1 protein-coding gene is annotated in these 579 nt (G+C 40.8%); it reads left to right on the top strand.

What is annotated here, in order from left to right; all coding sequences use genetic code 11:
- The coding region (locus DWV32_RS10085; RefSeq protein WP_222847446.1) for an rRNA adenine N-6-methyltransferase family protein at positions 1-463 on the top strand (463 nt) is incomplete at its 5' end.
- Between the last annotated feature and the right edge of the window lie 116 nt (positions 464-579).

Below are 579 nucleotides of genomic sequence, written 5' to 3'. Positions count from 1 at the left end.
ATTTTCCGGTTCGACGAACAGCCGATCGTGTCAAATGTGGTCTAACAGAGCCATTAAAAAAGTGGTTTTTGAAAGCCATGCGTCTGACATCTATCTGATTGTTGAAGAAGGATTCTACAAGCGTACCTTGGATATTCACCGAACACTAGGGTTGCTCTTGCACACTCAAGTCTCGATTCAGCAATTGCTTAAGCTGCCAGCGGAATGCTTTCATCCTAAACCAAAAGTAAACAGTGTCTTAATAAAACTTACCCGCCATACCACAGATGTTCCAGATAAATATTGGAAGCTATATACGTACTTTGTTTCAAAATGGGTCAATCGAGAATATCGTCAACTGTTTACTAAAAATCAGTTTCATCAAGCAATGAAACACGCCAAAGTAAACAATTTAAGTACCGTTACTTATGAGCAAGTATTGTCTATTTTTAATAGTTATCTATTATTTAACGGGAGGAAATAATTCTATGAGTCGCTTTTGTAAATTTGGTTGATTTTCAATCTCAACGCAACAGCCTGAACGGGCCCCGCGTTTCCGCAGCTAGCGCAACGCGGGAATAGCTCCCGGCACCTGGCCGT

Origin of the sequence: Collinsella sp. AF04-24, from assembly GCF_003465685.1 — a bacterium.
Lineage (GTDB): Bacteria > Actinomycetota > Coriobacteriia > Coriobacteriales > Coriobacteriaceae > Collinsella > Collinsella aerofaciens_AP.
This window is presented reverse-complemented; position numbering and strand designations above follow the sequence as displayed.